General features: G+C 44.9%; 3 protein-coding genes. All 3 read right to left on the bottom strand.

The window, feature by feature from the left end:
- On the bottom strand, positions 1-444 hold a 444-nt coding region (locus tag O9290_RS20130), incomplete at its 3' end, for a Uma2 family endonuclease (protein WP_288087459.1).
- 38 nt (positions 445-482) lie between these two features.
- Positions 483-950 carry a DUF29 domain-containing protein gene (locus O9290_RS20135; RefSeq protein WP_012267606.1) on the bottom strand — a complete coding sequence of 156 codons (468 nt, stop codon included), beginning with the start codon at positions 948-950 and terminating at the stop codon, positions 483-485.
- Complete coding sequence (locus tag O9290_RS20140) at positions 947-3295, bottom strand: HD family phosphohydrolase (RefSeq protein ID WP_288055872.1); 2349 nt, start codon at positions 3293-3295, stop codon at positions 947-949. Before O9290_RS20140 ends, O9290_RS20135 begins: the two co-directional genes overlap by 4 nt.
- Between the last annotated feature and the right edge of the window lie 29 nt (positions 3296-3324).

A 3324-nucleotide genomic window follows, 5' to 3' on the forward strand; every position in this document is an offset into this window, starting at 1 on the left:
TAGCAATTGATAGGCCTCTACATCAGTCAGAGAAGTAAAATCCACTTCTATAGCTAAATCGGGAGGAGGATCAACAGTTAAATCAATTCTTTCTTTGCCTAAAATTGCCTGTCTATTATCAATATAAAAACAAGTATCTGGTTCTACTCCTGCTTCCCCCGGCATTTTCAAGGTAATCGGATCAAAACATTGCCAGTCTTTGCCTTGGCGACGGAGGATAATTTTTACTAAATCCCTTAATGTATCAACACGATTGCCATGACTTGGTAAAGGAGACATAAGCCGAATTTCTTGAGTTTTGCGATTAAAATAGAGTTTAGGATAGGTTTTCTGGAGACGTAAACTCAGTAATCTTTCGTAATCTTCCCAAGTCTGATGGGGAAAAATAACTTGACTGCCTGGAGATAAAGATAAAGTATTTTCGTTGAGAGTAATTAGGAGCATTTTGGTAATTATCCTTGATTTTTAGCTGTGGGATTTAACTAATTTCGCTCTGGCAACCAATGCCTATCAAGCATTTGTTCAAGGGAATAGGGACAATTTAGAGGAAAATTGTGAGGAGATATTTCAGTTTTTTGACCAACAATAAAAACGGCATCTTGATAGATTTTTTCTTGGTTATCTAGGAGATATTTTTCTAAATTTGTGCTTAAGTATCCATTTAGCTGAACTCTAAAAGTAGCTATTTCTCCTTGCCAATGCCGATGATTTAATTCAAATTCTTTTGACCAATATTGCCACAGCAAAAGATGAATAATTATCTGTCTTAAAAAACTCTCAACTCGATTTTTATCCCGTTTGCTCAAAGCCTCCAACTCCTCGATTAAATGTTGAATATCCAACTCAGCTAGACGATTTGCCTTGAGAAGTTTAATTGTTTCAGTCAACCAGAGATGTTCATCTTGTTCGTAGAGAAATTGTAACTGATTTAGCCAAGTATCTTTTTTCATATTTTTTTGGCTGAGGAGACTTCTAAAACTGCTTTCGGGTAGGCAATGCGTTGATGGTGGAATTGTTGCCAAACTTGCACAAAAACCTCGGCAATAATTGGTAATTCCTCCTGACGAATACCACTATCTACTAATTGTTGATCGCGCCATCGGGCCTGAAAAATCTTTTTAATCATATCCATAGCTTGTTCTGGGGAGGCCTCCTTCAGCGATCGCAAAGCGGCCTCACTACTATCGGCTAACATAACGATCGCCGTTTCTCGCGATTGGGGAATCGGACCATCGTAGCGAAAGGCCGCCTCATCGACGAATTCTTGACCATTTTGGGCGGATTTTTGCAAAGCTTGCTGATAAAAATAGGAAATTAAGAGATTGCCTTGGTGTTCGGGAATAAAATCGCGGATCACTCGCGGTAAACCGTGTCTGCGGGCCATGACTAACCCTTCACTAACGTGCTTTTTAATAATCTCGGCGCTGACGTAGGGATCGTTAATTTCATCGTGTTTATTCGGGCCACCCATTTGATTTTCAATAAAACCGAGAGGATCGTGCATTTTCCCGATATCGTGATAGAGGGTCCCCGTGCGAATTAATTCCACATTACAGTGCAGTTTTCGGGCGGCCGCTTCAGCTAAACAGGCGACAAAAAGGGTATGTTGAAAAGTACCCGGTGCTTCCGTGGCCAAACGTTTGAGCAAACTACAATTAGGATTGGACAACTCCACCAGACGAATGGGAGTGACCACATCGAAACAGCGTTCCAAATAGGGGGATAATCCTAGGGCGATTACCGTCCAAGCTATTCCCGATAGACCATAGACGAGCGCCGTGGGTAGTAGAGTATAGATGATCGTGCTGGCCGTGGCGCTAACGATTAGGTAAGTGAGCAGATAAACACCCCCTTGGCTGACTCCGATTCCCATCCCTAGGAGCGATAATTCATCCCGGGAGCGCAATTTTGCCGCTATCATAGCCGCTAATAGTCCCCCTATCGTCCCCGCGATTAAATCGGCGCTGATACCTTGGATGCTGAATAGGGAAAGACCGGCAGTTAAGAGGACTTGGGTGACGGCCAGAGTCGGGCCGTAGAAACTGCTGACTAATAAACCCACGGCGGCCAGATTGGTAAAGGGAATATTGGCGATCGCTAGGATCGGTGTGGTAAAACTTAGTAAACCCAAGAGAATAAAATCCCGGTGACGCAGAGGCCGATGGAGACGTTGGGCAACGAGGCAAAAAGTCCCGATCGCGCTGGTGACAAGGATTGCCGTTGACCCTAAACCCATCCAGTTAATGCCCCGTTCGCTCAAACCAAAGCCATCGATGAGAACAAACTGAGCTTGAGTAATTTTTTCGCCTGCTTTAACGATAATTTGACCGGTTTGAGCGCTAGACATGACCATATCTACCGCTTCCACCGCTTTAGTGGCTTGTTCTTTGGTTGCCTCCCGATCTTCTATCAGGTTCGCTTCTCCCTCTAGGGCCGCCAGAAGGATATTTTCGGCTAAAAGCTGCTGACGACTGGTTAGGCGATCGCTGCTAATCTGCACGGCGATGGTATCCTGTAGGTGACTGGTGGAAATCCCCGGGGGAATGCCTTGTATCAAAATCCGGCGCCCCGCTTGCAGGATGGCTTTTTCTAGGTTTTGCCACTCTCGATCGCCCATTTGGGCCACTGTGATCAGATCGGCGTATTTGAGTTTATTTAAGCTGGAATGCCGATAATTTTGGCTGGTTTGCTCCTTTATTTGCCGTAATTGCCCCAATCGATCGATAAATTGCTCAAAGTTCCCCTTGGCCACGCGCTGACGATAGGCTTGGATTTCGTCTATAGCATATTCCTGCTCTTTTGTCAAGAGTTTCGTAAAAGATTCTTCATAGTTGAGGCGGCTTTGTAGAGTTGACCATTGAGGGGCAGAAAAGGTGAGCAGCGTTTCCATTGTGGCGTTGGAAATAGTCCTGCCCATTAAAATGGAATTTCTTCGCAAAATTGGGCGAATTTGACTTAATTGCCCTAAAGTGTCCTGCAGCGATCGCTCGATCTGGTCGGTGGTTTGGGGGTCTCTTTTCAGCCGGGGAAGCAGTCCAGCCCGAATTTTTTGGCGTTTGAGGGCGGTGGTTTCTTGGTCTTGAAAACGGGCATCTTCGGGGGCGATAATCGTAACCGGGGAAATAGTCCCGACGGCCAATTTCGGCTGATTATAGAAACGATAACCGACCACGCTAGTCAGACAACCGACGGTAAACAGGAAGATTAAGGGTCGTCGCAGTTTACCCAGGGAGTAAGAGCGAGATTTTCGGGCAGAATCAGGAAAAACAGTGAAAGAATGCAGAAAATGATTCATAAATTCCAGCTAAATTCTATAAACTGCGC

This window comes from Microcystis sp. LE19-41.2A, from assembly GCF_027530405.1.
Lineage (GTDB): Bacteria > Cyanobacteriota > Cyanobacteriia > Cyanobacteriales > Microcystaceae > Microcystis > Microcystis aeruginosa.

Bases quoted from the DNA above. Each gene is read 5' to 3' on its own strand.
- O9290_RS20135 (WP_012267606.1), bottom strand. From the start codon at position 950: ATGAAAAAAGATACTTGGCTAAATCAGTTACAATTTCTCTACGAACAA.
- O9290_RS20140 (WP_288055872.1), bottom strand. From the start codon at position 3,295: ATGAATCATTTTCTGCATTCTTTCACTGTTTTTCCTGATTCTGCCCGA.